The sequence below is a fragment of the Microbacterium sp. NPDC007973 genome (genome assembly GCF_042958465.1).
Lineage (GTDB): Bacteria > Actinomycetota > Actinomycetes > Actinomycetales > Microbacteriaceae > Microbacterium > Microbacterium galbum.
In genome coordinates this window covers 570,914-583,941 of sequence record NZ_JBIBJJ010000003.1, presented here as the reverse complement: position 1 = coordinate 583,941, position 13,028 = coordinate 570,914, and the positions used below count along the sequence as shown (strand labels likewise).

The window sequence follows — 13,028 nt, the reverse complement described above, 5'->3', positions numbered from 1 at the left end:
CGGAGCCCGCTGTTAGCCTGAGGACGATCCCCGAGGAGGACCTGTGACCCAGGCCGATTTCGTCGTCGTCGCCAACCGCTTGCCCGTCGACCGCACCCCCGACGGAGAGGGCTGGCGCCGATCGCCCGGCGGGCTCGTCACCGCTCTCGAACCCGTCATGCGCCGCGCCGAGGGTGCCTGGGTGGGGTGGGCGGGTCAGGCCGACGCCACCGTGGAGCCGTTCGACTTCGAGGGCACGCACCTCGTCCCCGTGACCCTGTCGGCCTCCGACGTCGAGCTCTACTACGAGGGCTTCTCGAACGACACCATCTGGCCGCTCTACCACGACGTCATCGCGGCGCCGACCTACAAGCGGGCCTGGTGGGACGCCTACGTCAAGGTCAACCGGCGCTTCGCCGAGGCCGCGGCCGAGGTCGCCGCCGACGGCGGCATCGTGTGGGTGCAGGACTACCAGCTGCAGCTCGTGCCGAAGATGCTGCGCGAGCTGCGCCCCGACCTCACCATCGGCTACTTCCACCACATCCCGTTCCCCGCCTACGGCCTCTACGCTCAGCTCCCGTGGCGCAAGCAGGTGCTCGAGGGTCTCCTCGGCGCCGATGTCATCGGTTTCCAGCGCGTGGCCGACGCGGGCAACTTCGCCCGCGCCGTGCGCCGACAGCTGCGGTACGAGACCAAGGCCAGCGGCATCCTGGTCCCCGAGGGCGAGACGACGCGCGTCGCGCTCGCCAAGGCGTTCCCCATCTCGATCGATGCCGACTCCTACATCGAGCTGGCGCAGAAGCCCGAGATCCAGCAGCGCGCCAAGGAGATCCGCGAGGGTCTCGGCAATCCGCGCAAGATCCTCCTGGGCGTCGACCGCCTCGACTACACCAAGGGCATCCGCCACCGTCTCAAGGCGTGGGGCGAGCTGCTCGAAGACGGTCGCGCGACGGTCGAGGACGCCACCCTCGTGCAGGTCGCGAGCCCCAGTCGCGAGCGCGTCGACGCCTACGTGCAGCTGCGCGACGAGATCGAGATGACCGTCGGCCGCATCAACGGCGACCACGACACCACCACGCACACGGCGATCCGCTACCTCCACCAGTCGTACCCGCGGGAGGAGATGGTGGCGCTGTTCCTCGCCGCCGACATCATGCTCGTCACGGCGCTACGCGACGGCATGAACCTCGTCGCGAAGGAGTACGTGGCCAGCCGCGTCGACAACCGCGGCGTGCTCCTGCTCAGCGAGTTCGCCGGCGCCGCCGACGAGATGGGCAGCGCACTGCTCATCAACCCGCACGACATCGACGGCATGAAGGATGCCATCGTCCGCGCGCTCGAGATGCCCGCCGCCGAACAGGGCCGCCGCATGCGGGCGTTGCGCAAACGCGTGCGCGACCACGACGTCGAGGACTGGTCGCAGGACTTCCTCGAGGCGCTGTCGGTGTTCCACGAGAAGGCCTCCAGCGCCGCGGCCGCCGCCGAGGTCACCCGCGACGACGACGGCTCCGCTCCCGAGCTCGAGCCCATCGACGAGACGGATGCCGGATGACGGGGTCGCAGCTCGACCCGATCCGCGTCGATGAAGGGATGGATGCCGGATGACCGCCGCCGACGCCTCCGTCGAGGCCGTCGCGACGACCGCGACGCTGCTGATCGCCCTCGATTTCGACGGCACACTGTCGCCGTTGGTCGACGAGCCGATGTCGGCGCGCATGACGCCGGACGCCCGCGCGGTGCTCGAGGAGCTCGCGGGCCTCCCGGCGACGACCGTGGCCCTCGTCTCCGGCCGCACGCTCGCCGATCTTCGCGTCATCGCGGAGCACGACGACTCCTCTCCGTGGTGGCTGATGGGCTCGCACGGGGCCGAGGCCTGGGAGCCGGGCTCCGGTGCCGTCGAAGCGGACGACGACGCCGACGACCGCGCGCTGCGCGACCGCCTCACCGCCGAGGTCCGCGACGCCGTCGCCGCGTTCCCCGGAGCACGGGTCGAGCCCAAGCAGTTCGGGCTCGGACTGCACACCCGGACGGCGGATGCCGATGCCGCCCGCGCCGCGCGAGAGGCCACCGACGCCGTCTTGTCCGCCGGAGCGCCGTCGTGGCGACGGCGCACGGGACACGACATCCTCGAGTTCTCGTTCCGGCACGAGGGCAAGGACTCCGCCGTCGCGCACCTACGCGAGCGCGTGAGCGCCACGGCGGTGCTCTTCGCCGGCGACGACGTCACCGACGAGGACGCCCTGCGATCGCTGGGGGCGGGCGACCTCGGCGTGCGCGTCGGCGGGGGAGAGACGGCGGCGACGCTGCGGGTCGACGACATCGCGGCCTTCGTGGCGGTCCTCGAGCGGATCGCCCGATTGCGGAGCGCGCACGCGGGGTGAGCGCCGGGGGCAGCGGCCCTCGACGATGAATCCACCGTTCACCGCCCGGGCGGCGTCGCGCGCGTGCCGCTCGCAATAGACTTCGAGAATGCCCGCACCGCAGAATCCGAACACCGGCGAGTTCGACATCAAGCCCCGCAGTCGCGTCGTCACCGACGGCATCGAAGCCACCACGTCGCGCGGAATGCTCCGCGCGGTCGGCATGGGCGACGAGGACTGGGACAAGCCCCAGATCGGCATCGCGTCGAGCTGGAACGAGATCACCCCCTGCAACCTCAGCCTCGACCGGCTCGCGCAGGGCGCCAAAGAAGGCGTCCACGCCGGCGGCGGTTACCCCCTGCAGTTCGGCACCATCTCCGTCTCCGACGGCATCTCCATGGGCCACGAGGGCATGCACTTCTCGCTCGTCTCGCGAGAGGTCATCGCCGACAGCGTCGAGACCGTCATGATGGCCGAGCGCCTCGACGGCTCCGTGCTCCTCGCGGGCTGCGACAAGTCGATCCCGGGCATGCTCATGGCATCCGCCCGTCTCGACCTGTCGAGCGTCTTCCTCTACGCCGGCTCCATCGCCCCGGGCTGGGTGAAGCTCAGCGACGGCACCGAGAAGGACGTCACGATCATCGACTCGTTCGAGGCCGTGGGCGCGTGTCTCGCGGGCAAGATGAGCGAGGCCGACCTCAAGCGCATCGAGTGCGCGATCGCCCCGGGCGAGGGCGCGTGCGGCGGCATGTACACCGCCAACACGATGGCCTCCGTCGCCGAGGCGCTCGGACTGAGCCTCCCCGGTTCGGCCGCCCCGCCCTCCGCCGACCGTCGCCGCGACTACTTCGCCCACCGCTCGGGCGAGGCCGTGGTCAACCTGCTCCGTCAGGGGATCACCACGCGCGACATCCTCACCAAGGAGGCGTTCGAGAACGCCATCGCCCTCGCCATGGCGCTCGGCGGTTCGACCAACGTCGTGCTGCACCTGCTCGCGATCGCGAACGAGGCCGAGGTCGAGCTCAACCTCCACGACTTCAACCGCATCGGCGACCGCACCCCGCACGTGGCCGACATGAAGCCGTTCGGCCAGTACGTCATGAACGACGTCGACCGCCACGGCGGCATCCCCGTGATCATGAAGGCGATGCTCGACGAGGGGCTGCTGCACGGCGACGCGCTCACCGTCACGGGCAAGACGCTCGCCGAGAACCTCGCCGACCTGAACCCCGACCCGGTCGACGGCAAGGTCATCCACAGCTTCAGCGATCCGATCCACGCCACCGGCGGGATCACGATCCTGCACGGCTCGATGGCGCCCGAGGGTGCCGTCGTGAAGTCCGCCGGCTTCGACGGCAACGTGTTCGAGGGTCCCGCCCGCGTGTTCGAGCGCGAGCGCGGCGCGATGGACGCCCTCGAGGCCGGAGAGATCGCCGCCGGCGACGTGGTCGTCATCCGCTACGAGGGCCCCAAGGGCGGCCCGGGCATGCGCGAGATGCTCGCCATCACGGCGGCCATCAAGGGCGCGGGGCTCGGAAAAGATGTACTACTCTTGACGGACGGTCGATTCTCAGGCGGCACAACCGGACTGTGCATCGGCCACATAGCTCCCGAAGCGGTGGACGCAGGTCCCATCGCCTTCGTGCGCGATGGTGATCTGATACGGGTCGATATCGCCGCTCGCACTCTCGACTTGATCGTCGATGACGCCGAGCTGAGTTCCCGCCGTGATGGCTGGGAACCGCTTCCCCCGCGCTATACCCGTGGCGTTCTGGCCAAGTACTCCAAGCTCGTGCACTCCGCCGCGGAGGGCGCGGTCACGGGCTGACGGCCGTCCCCTTCTCACCTTCTTCCGGTTCTCGAGGTACTCCCATGTCCATCGATTCCCCTACGGCGGCCGTGCCCCGGCCCCCCGCCCGCACCGCCCCGGCGCCCGTGATGACGGGTGCACAGGCGGTCGTCCGCTCGCTCGACCTGCTCGGCGTCACCGATGTGTTCGGTCTGCCGGGCGGAGCGATCATGCCCGTCTACGACCCGCTCATGGACGACGAGCGCGTCCGCCACATCCTCGTCCGTCACGAGCAGGGCGCCGGTCACGCGGCCGAGGGCTACGCCGCGGCCTCGGGCAAGGTCGGCGTCGCGATCGCGACGTCGGGCCCCGGCGCGACCAACCTCGTCACCGCGATCGCCGACGCCTACATGGACTCGGTGCCGCTCGTGTGCATCACCGGGCAGGTGTTCTCCACCCTCATGGGTACGGATGCCTTCCAGGAGGCCGACATCGTGGGCATCACGATGCCGATCACGAAGCACTCGTTCCTGGTGAAGACCGCCGAGGAGATCCCCGGCGCGATCGCGGCGGCCTTCGAGATCGCCTCGACGGGTCGTCCCGGTCCGGTGCTCGTCGACATCACGAAGGACGCCCAGCAGGCCGAGGCGCCGTTCGTCTGGCCGCCCAAGATCGACCTGCCCGGCTACCGCCCGGTCACCAAGGCGCACGGCAAGCAGATCCAGGCTGCGGCCCACCTGCTCGCCACCGCGCAGAAGCCCGTGCTGTACGTGGGCGGCGGTGCGATCCGCGCCAACGCGGCGGCGGAGCTGAAGGTTCTCGCCGAGGCGACGGGCGCCCCCGTCGTCACCACGCTCATGGCGCGCGGCGCGTTCCCCGACTCCCACGAGCAGCATCTGGGCATGCCCGGCATGCACGGCACCGTCCCCGCCGTCCTCGCCCTGCAGGAGAGCGACCTCATCGTCTCGCTCGGCGCCCGCTTCGACGACCGCGTCACGGGCAAGGCGTCGCTGTTCGCGCCGAACGCCCAGGTGGTGCACGTCGACATCGACCCCGCCGAGATCTCCAAGATCCGCACGGCCGACGTGCCGATCGTGGGCGACCTGAAAGAGGTCCTCGTCGACCTGGATGCCGCGTTCCGCGCCGCCGACGCCGAGCACCCGCACGACTACAGCGAGTGGTGGACCTACCTGAACGGCCTCCGCGAGGAGTTCCCGCTGGGCTACACGCCCACCACCGACGGCCTCCTGTCGCCGCAGCATGTCATCCAGCGCATCGGCGAGATGACCGGACCCGAGGGCGTCTACGCCTCGGGCGTCGGCCAGCACCAGATGTGGGCGGCGCAGTTCATCAAGTACGAGCGTCCGAACGCGTGGCTCAACTCCGGCGGCGCCGGCACCATGGGCTACGCGGTTCCCGCGGCCATGGGCGCCAAGGTGGCCCAGCCCGAGCGCGCCGTGTGGGCGATCGACGGTGACGGCTGCTTCCAGATGACCAACCAGGAGCTCGCGACCTGCGTCATCAACGACATCCCGATCAAGGTCGCGATCATCAACAACTCCTCCCTCGGCATGGTGCGCCAGTGGCAGACGCTGTTCTTCGACGGCCGCCACTCCAACACCGACCTGAACACGGGCCACGGCACGCGTCGCATCCCCGACTTCGTGAAGCTCGCCGAGGCGTACGGGTGCCTCGCGATCCGCGTCGAGAAGGAAGACGAGATCGACGCCGCGATCCAGCTCGCGCTGGACACGAACGACCGCCCCGTCGTGATCGACTTCGTCGTGAGTGCGGATGCCATGGTGTGGCCGATGGTCCCGCAGGGCGTCAGCAACAGCTACGTCCAGTACGCGCGCGATCACTCGCCCGCCTTCAACGAGCAGGAGGACTGAGATGTCTCGTCACGTTCTGAGCCTCCTCGTCGAGGACAAGCCGGGTCTGCTGACCCGCGTCGCCGGGCTCTTCGCCCGCCGCGGCTTCAACATCGAATCGCTCGCCGTCGGCGTGACCGAGGTGCCGGGTCTCTCGCGCATCACGGTCGTGGTCGACGTCGAGGGCCTGCCGCTCGAGCAGGTGACGAAGCAGCTCAACAAGCTGATCAACGTCATCAAGATCGTGGAGCTCGACCCCGCGGCATCCGTCCAGCGCGAGCACGTCCTCGTCAAGGTGCGCGCCGACAACGCCAGCCGCTCCAACGTGCTCGAGGTCGTGAACCTCTTCCGCGCCTCGGTGGTCGACTACGCCCCGGATGCCATCGTGATCGAGATCACGGGCGACTCGGGCAAGGTCGGTGCGTTCCTCAAGGCCATCGAGCCCTTCGGTGTGAAGGAGCTCGCACAGTCGGGCCTTCTCGCCGTCGGTCGTGGCGGCAAGAGCATCACCGAGCGCGTCCTCCGCGGCTGACCCCGTCGGTCCCCGAGCCGGGCGGTCCTGAGCCTGTCGAAGGGTCCGACTCTCCGAATCCCGTCGGTCCTCGACTCTGTCGAGGGGTCCGACATCCGAACCTCATACGTCCCACAACCCCCGGTCCCTTCGACAAGCTCAGGGACCTGACTCAAGGAGAAACATCCTCATGGCAGAGATCTTCTACGACGACGACGCCGACCTCTCGATCATCCAGGGCAAGAAGGTCGCGATCGTCGGCTACGGCTCGCAGGGTCACGCCCACGCGCAGAACCTGCGCGACTCGGGCGTCGAGGTCGTCATCGCCCTCAAGGACGGCTCCAAGTCGGCCGCGAAGGCGCAGGAGGACGGCTTCGAGGTCAAGAACGTCGCCGACGCGGCCGAGTGGGCCGACCTCATCATGATCCTCGCGCCCGACCAGCACCAGCGCTCGATCTTCGCCGACTCGATCAAGGACAAGCTCACCGAGGGCAAGACGCTCGCCTTCGCGCACGGCTTCAACATCCGCTTCGGCTACATCGACGCCCCCGAGGGCGTGGACGTCATCCTCGTCGCCCCCAAGGCCCCCGGCCACACCGTGCGTCGCGAGTACGTCGCCGGCCGCGGCATCCCCGACATCATCGCCGTCGAGCGCGACGCCTCGGGCTCGGCCTGGGACACCGCCCTCTCGTACGCGAAGGCCATCGGCGGCACCCGCGCCGGCGTCATCAAGACGACCTTCACCGAAGAGACCGAGACCGACCTCTTCGGCGAGCAGGCCGTGCTCTGCGGTGGCATGAGCCACCTCGTGCAGGCCGGTTTCGAGACCCTCACCGAGGCGGGCTACCAGCCGCAGATCGCGTACTTCGAGGTGCTGCACGAGCTCAAGCTCATCGTCGACCTCATGTGGGAGGGCGGCATCGCCAAGCAGCGCTGGTCGATCTCCGACACCGCCGAGTACGGCGACTACGTCTCGGGCCCGCGCGTCATCTCGCCCGACGTCAAGGAGAGCATGAAGGCCGTCCTCGCCGACATCCAGTCGGGCGCGTTCGCCGAGCGCTTCATCGCCGACCAGGACAAGGGCGCCCCCGAGTTCCTCGAGCTCCGCGAGAAGGAGCAGGGTCACCCCATCGAGGCCACCGGCAAGGAGCTCCGCGGCCTCTTCGCGTGGAAGCAGCAGGACAGCGACTACGTCGAGGGCTCGGCTGCGCGCTGACCTCCCGATCGTCTCGAACGCCCCGTGGCTCCGGCCGCGGGGCGTTCGCCGTTCCCCCGGGCGTCTTCGGTTCCGGATGCCGCGCACCCGGCGTGATCGGCGGGGCGCGGCCCGGCCGCGGGGGAGCCCGCTACCGTGGAACCGTGAGCACTCCGCGCGATGACGACGCCCTCTCGTGGGGCGGTGACGACGACCCGACCCTCGACGTCGGCGAGAAGCGTGCGCCTGAGGTGCGACCGTCGGATCCCGTGCAGCCCGTGTCGAGCGAGCCCGAGCCGCTGCAGCCGGCGGCCGAGCCGGAGCCGCTGCAGCCCGCCGCGACGTCGGCGTCGCGGACTCCGCAGGTCGCGGCATCCGCGGTGCACGACGACCCCGCCGACGCCGGGCCGGCCGATGACGACCACGACGCGGATGCCGACTCCTCGGCGCCGCTGGGCAACGTCGGTCTCGTGGGCATCGGCATGGTCGCCGCGACGTTCCTGCTCTTCGCCCTCGGCTGGCTCCTCGCCGGTCTGCGACTGCGCAGCCTGGGGCTGCCGATCCCCGACGTCACGGTGATCGCCCTCACCGCGGGAGCCGTGCTGGCCCCGCTCGTGTGGTTCGTGGCGGTCCTGGTGCTCACCCGCGCATGGCGGACATGGCAGCGATTCCTGCTGCTGATCGTGGGGATCGTGCTGCTCGTCCCCTGGCCGTTCCTGTCGGTGGGAGCACTCGCATGAGCACCGCCACGCGCACGCGCGTCCTGCCCGCATGGGTCGTCGTGGCCATCGCCGGCCTCTTCGGGCTGTTCTACGCCTATGTCGTCTGGAGCGCGGTCGCGCTGCTCATCACGCAGGCGACCGGTCCGCTGGGTCTCAACACCCTCGGGTGGGTGGTCTACATCCTCCCGATCGTCTTCCCCCTGCTCGCGTTCGCCGTCGCCTTCGCGATCGGTGCGCGCCGCGCGGCGGGGGAGTTCGCCCTGGCGATGCTCGCGGGTCTCACCCTCGCGGCGGCGTTCTGGCTCGCGATCGTCGGCTACGGAGCGACGTCGTACGGGCTCTACGGGGGCTGAGGCGGGCGGTTCCGGCCTCCGGCCGTGCGCCCCGCGGCGAAGCGGTGTCGTGCCGGCGTCCCATCGGGCGCCCCGCGGCGTGACGACGTCGTGCCGGCATCCGTTCGCGCGCCCGCGGCGTGACGTCGTCGTGCCGGCATCCCGAACCGTGGGCCGAAGCCGAGCCGCCGAGAGATGCCGCGTCGCGGCGTGACCGAGGGGCCGCGCGAGCCCGTGCGTCGCCGTCGTCGACGGGCCGAGGCGTCCGGCGTCATACGGTCGGGAGCCTTCGCGGGGCCGCGCTAGGCTGGCACACGGCCCGCACGGGTCGTGCGCCCGGTTCGCGCCGGCGGTGCGCGGCGGTGCGCGCCGGTCCCCAGCACCGTTTCGAAGGACGCATCCGTGACGAAGCCCGTCGTGCTCATCGCCGAAGAACTCTCTCCCGCCACGATCGACGCGCTCGGCCCCGACTTCGACGTGCGCAACGTCGACGGGACCGACCGCCCCGCGCTGCTCTCGGCCCTTGCCGACGCGCACGCGGTGCTCGTGCGCTCGGCCACCCAGATCGACGCGGAGGCCCTCGCGGCGGCGCCGTCGCTCAAGGTGGTCGCCCGCGCCGGTGTCGGCCTCGACAACGTCGACATCAAGTCGGCCACCGCCGCGGGTGTCATGGTCGTGAACGCCCCGACCTCCAACATCATCTCGGCCGCCGAGCTGACCGTGGGTCATGTGCTGAGCCTGGCGCGCCGCATCCCCGTCGCGCACGCCTCTCTCGCGCAGGGCCTGTGGAAGCGCAGCTCCCTCACCGGCACCGAGCTCTTCGAGAAGACGATCGGCATCATCGGCCTCGGACGCATCGGCGCCCTCATCGCCGCGCGCCTTCAGGGATTCGACATGCGCGTCATCGCGTACGACCCCTACGTCACGGCCGCCCGCGCGCAGCAGCTCGGCGTGCAGCTGGTCTCCCTCGACGAACTCCTCGAGCAGAGCGACTTCGTCACGATCCACATGCCGAAGACGCCCGAGACGACCGGCATGATCGGCGCCGAGCAGCTGCGCCGCATGAAGAACTCCGCGTACGTCATCAACGTCGCGCGCGGCGGCCTCATCGACGAAGAGGCGCTGTTCGACGCCCTCACCGAAGGCGAGATCGCGGGGGCCGGCCTCGACGTCTTCTCGACCGAGCCCCCCGCCGAGGGCGGCCCCGCCCGCAAGCTCCTCGACCTTCCGAACGTCGTGGTCACCCCGCATCTCGGTGCCAGCACGGAGGAGGCGCAGGAGAAGGCCGGCGTCTCCGTCGCCCGTTCGGTCAAGCTCGCCCTCGAGGGCGACCTCGTCCCGGATGCCGTGAACGTCGCCGGGGGAGCGATCGACCCGTTCGTGCGTCCCGGTATCGCCCTCGTCGAGATGCTCGGACAGTTCTTCAGCGGTCTCGCCGACAGCGCGCTCACGAGCCTCGACATCGAGGTGCGCGGCGAGCTCGCGCAGTACGACGTGAGCGTCTACCGCCTCGCGGCGCTGAAGGGCTACTTCAGCCGCATCGTCAGTGAAACGGTGTCCTACGTGAACGCCCCGCTCTTCGCCGAGCAGCGCGGCGTCGAGGCGCGCTTGGTCGTCGAGGCCGAGAGCCCGCTGTACCGCAACATCACGATCCTCCGCGGCACCCTCGCGGACGGCTCGACCCTCACGGTGGCCGGTACGCTCGCCGGCACTCGCATGGTGCCCAAGGTCGTCGCGATCAACGGCTACGACATCGAGGTGCCGATCGAGCAGCACCACATCGTCATGCGCTACGCCGACCGCCCCGGCATCGTCGCGATCTACGGCCAGAAACTCGGCGAGGCCGGCATCAACATCGCGGGTCTCCAGGTGGCGGCCCAGGATGCCACGGGCCGCGCGCTGTCGGTGCTCACGGTGGACTCGCCGGTTCCCGACGAGATCCTCGGTGCGATGCGCGAGTCCGTCGGCGCCGATCTGTTCCGGCAGATCGAGATCATCGAGGGCTGAGTCCCGGACGCATCACGGGGCGGGGGGTCGCTGCGGCGGCCCCCTTTCTCCTTCGAAGGGCGGTGCCGCGTCGCGTTGCGGACCGACTGCCTCAGGTGGTGGCAGCCACCACGGCGTCGATGAGCTTGTCGAGCTCCGGTCCCTCGAGGGTCGGGCCGGGAACCGCATTGAGGTCGAGGACCGCGTTGAAGTAGAGCCCGTCGCTGACCAGCAGCACCATCTGCAGCGCCGTCTCGTCACGCGTGTGGGCGCGCAGACTCTCCTCCCACAGCTCGCGCACGCGGCGAAGCGACGCGGAGGCGGCGTCGTTGCCGTTCTGAGCGAGGCGGGAGACCGCGAGGATCGTCACGTCGAGCGGAGACCCGGTGTTCTGTGACGAGCGCAGGTGCGCCGCGACGACGCCCTCGGCGGATTTCTCGATCTCGTCGACGTCTTCTTGGGCCAGGCGCTCGAGGCGGTCGACGAGCGCGGCCTCGAGGGCGCTCTTCGAGTTGAAGTGGTAGAGCAGGCCGCCCTTCGACACTCCGGCGCCGCGCGCGGTCGCATCCATGGTCGCCGCGCGTTCACCCTCATCGACGAGGATCCGTGTGAAGGCGTCGAGCACGGCTTCGCGGGCGAGTGGGGGGCGACTCATGACTCCTCGATCGTAATGGCGGTGGGAAGCTGCCTCTGATACTATACCGGCTGGACGGTTAAGAAACGGATCGGAACAATGCTCACCTCGTCGTTGCCCACCTCGGAGATCACCGTGACCCGCGCCGGATGGCGTGGATGGTTCGCGCTGGCGGTTCTGATGCTGCCGGTGCTGCTCGTCTCGGTCGACAACACCGTGCTGAGCTTCGCGCTGCCCGAGATCGCGCTGTCGCTGCAGCCCTCGAGCATCGAGCAGTTGTGGATCATCGACGTCTACCCGCTCGTGCTCGCGGGCCTCCTCGTGACCATGGGCACGCTCGGTGACCGGTTCGGCCGCCGCCGCCTCCTGCTCATCGGAGCGACCGGCTTCGCCGCCGTCTCCGCGCTGTCGGCCTTCGCGCCCACGGCGGCCCTGCTCATCGCCGGCCGCGCGCTCATGGGTGTCTTCGGCGCCATGCTGATGCCGTCGACGCTGTCGCTCCTGCGCAGCATCTTCCGCGACCGCGATCAGCGGCGCTTCGCCATCGCCATCTGGGCGTCGGGTTTCTCGGCGGGTGCCGCCCTCGGACCGATCGTCGGGGGCTTCCTCCTCGAGCACTTCTCCTGGGGGTCGGTGTTCCTCATGGCGGTGCCCGTGCTCGTCCCCCTCCTGATCCTCGCTCCGTTCTTCGTACCCGAGAGTCGCGACCCGCACCCCGGCCGCTTCGACCCCGTCAGCGTGCTGCTCTCGCTCGCGACGATGGTGCCGATCGTCTACGGCATCAAGAAACTCGCCGTCGACGGCCCGCTCTCTCTCGCCCCGGCGCTCTTCGTCGTCGGCATCGTCTTCGGTTGGCTGTTCGTGCGCCGTCAGCGGTCGCTCCCGACCCCCATGCTCGACATGTCGTTGTTCCGGCGCGGCACCTTCTCCGGAGCGATCCTGGTCAACCTCCTCAGCGTTGTCGGCCTCGTCGGCTTCCTGTACTTCGTCGCGCAGCACCTGCAGCTCGTTGTGGGACTCTCGCCCATGGTCGCCGGCTTCGCGCTCCTGCCCGGGCTCGTGCTCATGATCGTCTCGGGACTCGCCGTGGTCCCGGTCGCCAAACGCTTCGCTCCGCGCGTGGTCGTGCCGGTCGCTCTGACGTTCTCCGTGGTCGCCTACGTCCTGGTCGCGCTCTCGACCGCCGACCTCCTTCAGCTCATCGTGGCTTTCGGTCTGCTGGGGATCGGTATCGGCGCCGCCGAGACGGTGTCGAACGAGCTCATCCTCTCCAGCGCGCCGTCGGCCAAGGCCGGCGCCGCGAGCGCGGTGTCCGAGACGGCCTACGAGGTGGGCGCCGTCCTCGGCACCGCCGTGCTCGGCGGCATCCTCGCGGCCTTCTACCGGGCGCAGCTGGCGCTTCCCGAAGGCCTGCCGGAGGCCGCGGCCCGGGGTGCCCGCGAGACCCTGGCGGGGGCCGTCGCGGTGTCGCAGACCCTCGAGGATCCGGCCCTGGCCGACGCCCTGCGACTCGCCGCCGCTCAGGCGTTCGACTCCGGTGTGGTCATCACGGCCCTGATCGGCGCGGGGCTCATCGTCGTGGCGGCGGTCATCGCTGCCATTACCCTGGGAGGAACCCGCGGCGCGTCGACGAAGTGACGCGCCCCGAG

11 protein-coding genes are annotated in these 13,028 nt (G+C 70.1%); 10 read left to right on the top strand and 1 reads right to left on the bottom strand.

What is annotated here, in order from left to right; all coding sequences use genetic code 11:
- Nucleotides 1-43: 43 nt before the first annotated feature.
- The 9 genes from otsA (at nucleotide 44) to serA (ending at nucleotide 10,766) form a co-directional block, all read left to right on the top strand.
- Nucleotides 44-1,531: an alpha,alpha-trehalose-phosphate synthase (UDP-forming) gene (gene otsA, locus ACFZA2_RS11780; RefSeq protein WP_391404797.1), complete on the top strand. Its 1,488-nt coding sequence runs from the start codon at nucleotides 44-46 to the stop codon at nucleotides 1,529-1,531.
- A 49-nt stretch (nucleotides 1,532-1,580) separates the two neighbouring features.
- Nucleotides 1,581-2,360 carry a trehalose-phosphatase gene (gene otsB, locus ACFZA2_RS11775; RefSeq protein ID WP_391404793.1) on the top strand — a complete coding sequence of 260 codons (780 nt, stop codon included), beginning with the start codon at nucleotides 1,581-1,583 and terminating at the stop codon, nucleotides 2,358-2,360.
- Nucleotides 2,361-2,448: 88 nt separating this feature from the next.
- Nucleotides 2,449-4,167, top strand: coding sequence for a dihydroxy-acid dehydratase (gene ilvD / locus ACFZA2_RS11770; RefSeq protein WP_391404790.1), 1,719 nt, complete (start codon nucleotides 2,449-2,451; stop codon nucleotides 4,165-4,167).
- 44 nt (nucleotides 4,168-4,211) lie between these two features.
- Nucleotides 4,212-6,020 carry an acetolactate synthase large subunit gene (locus ACFZA2_RS11765; protein WP_391404787.1) on the top strand — a complete coding sequence of 603 codons (1,809 nt, stop codon included), beginning with the start codon at nucleotides 4,212-4,214 and terminating at the stop codon, nucleotides 6,018-6,020.
- Between the two features lies 1 nt (nucleotide 6,021).
- Nucleotides 6,022-6,531 carry an acetolactate synthase small subunit gene (ilvN, locus tag ACFZA2_RS11760; RefSeq protein WP_315995464.1) on the top strand — a complete coding sequence of 170 codons (510 nt, stop codon included), beginning with the start codon at nucleotides 6,022-6,024 and terminating at the stop codon, nucleotides 6,529-6,531.
- Nucleotides 6,532-6,700: 169 nt separating this feature from the next.
- Entirely contained in the window at nucleotides 6,701-7,726 is a 1,026-nt protein-coding gene (ilvC, locus tag ACFZA2_RS11755) for a ketol-acid reductoisomerase (RefSeq protein ID WP_315995465.1), read from the top strand.
- 143 nt (nucleotides 7,727-7,869) lie between these two features.
- Nucleotides 7,870-8,445 (top strand): DNA polymerase III subunit gamma/tau, encoded by a 576-nt coding sequence (locus ACFZA2_RS11750; RefSeq protein WP_391404782.1) that lies wholly within the window; start codon nucleotides 7,870-7,872, stop codon nucleotides 8,443-8,445.
- Entirely contained in the window at nucleotides 8,442-8,780 is a 339-nt protein-coding gene (locus tag ACFZA2_RS11745; protein WP_391404780.1) for a bacitracin resistance protein, read from the top strand. The genes ACFZA2_RS11750 and ACFZA2_RS11745 overlap by 4 nt, the downstream gene beginning before the upstream one ends.
- A 381-nt stretch (nucleotides 8,781-9,161) precedes the next feature.
- On the top strand, nucleotides 9,162-10,766 hold the full coding sequence (gene serA, locus ACFZA2_RS11740) for a phosphoglycerate dehydrogenase (RefSeq protein ID WP_391404777.1): 1,605 nt from the start codon (nucleotides 9,162-9,164) through the stop codon (nucleotides 10,764-10,766).
- 91 nt (nucleotides 10,767-10,857) lie between these two features.
- Here serA and ACFZA2_RS11735 read toward each other — a convergent pair whose 3' ends face one another.
- Complete coding sequence (locus ACFZA2_RS11735) at nucleotides 10,858-11,400, bottom strand: TetR/AcrR family transcriptional regulator (protein WP_315995469.1); 543 nt, start codon at nucleotides 11,398-11,400, stop codon at nucleotides 10,858-10,860.
- Between the two features lie 78 nt (nucleotides 11,401-11,478).
- Between ACFZA2_RS11735 and ACFZA2_RS11730 the strand changes: the two genes are divergently transcribed.
- Nucleotides 11,479-13,017: an MFS transporter gene (locus tag ACFZA2_RS11730; RefSeq protein ID WP_391404773.1), complete on the top strand. Its 1,539-nt coding sequence runs from the start codon at nucleotides 11,479-11,481 to the stop codon at nucleotides 13,015-13,017.
- Nucleotides 13,018-13,028: the final 11 nt, after the last annotated feature.

Coding starts and splice junctions, on each gene's coding strand:
- otsB (WP_391404793.1), top strand. CDS start 1,581: ATGACCGCCGCCGACGCCTCCGTCGAGGCCGTCGCGACGACCGCGACG.
- ilvD (WP_391404790.1), top strand. CDS start 2,449: ATGCCCGCACCGCAGAATCCGAACACCGGCGAGTTCGACATCAAGCCC.
- ACFZA2_RS11765 (WP_391404787.1), top strand. CDS start 4,212: ATGTCCATCGATTCCCCTACGGCGGCCGTGCCCCGGCCCCCCGCCCGC.
- ilvN (WP_315995464.1), top strand. CDS start 6,022: ATGTCTCGTCACGTTCTGAGCCTCCTCGTCGAGGACAAGCCGGGTCTG.
- ilvC (WP_315995465.1), top strand. CDS start 6,701: ATGGCAGAGATCTTCTACGACGACGACGCCGACCTCTCGATCATCCAG.
- ACFZA2_RS11745 (WP_391404780.1), top strand. CDS start 8,442: ATGAGCACCGCCACGCGCACGCGCGTCCTGCCCGCATGGGTCGTCGTG.
- ACFZA2_RS11735 (WP_315995469.1), bottom strand. CDS start 11,400: ATGAGTCGCCCCCCACTCGCCCGCGAAGCCGTGCTCGACGCCTTCACA.
- ACFZA2_RS11730 (WP_391404773.1), top strand. CDS start 11,479: ATGCTCACCTCGTCGTTGCCCACCTCGGAGATCACCGTGACCCGCGCC.